We start from the raw sequence: 235 nt of genomic DNA, 5'->3' as shown, positions 1-235 counted from the left end.
GTTTCATCATTTCAACGGATATGCTCGCTTACGGTGGATTGATCGGCAGCCGTCAGCTTCGCGAAAACGGCGGCGGAACGTATCCGTCATATGACGAGCATACGACTCATTTGCTGGACGTCATTCGAATCATTAAAACGAAGTACCCGCGCAAACCGCTGTTTGTGATGGATACCATTATGCGGCTGGCAACGACTTCGTTTGCAGATGGATTGGCACTGGATGCGTATAATGA

The 235-nt window shown here is 49.4% G+C and carries 1 protein-coding gene; it reads left to right on the top strand.

The window, feature by feature from the left end:
* A partial coding sequence (locus AC6UDF_RS07450; RefSeq protein WP_500724266.1) for a DUF4127 family protein occupies window positions 1–235 on the top strand: 235 nt, incomplete at both ends.

This window comes from Fructilactobacillus sp. X2R6C1 (genome assembly GCF_059901295.1).
This window is presented reverse-complemented; position numbering and strand designations above follow the sequence as displayed.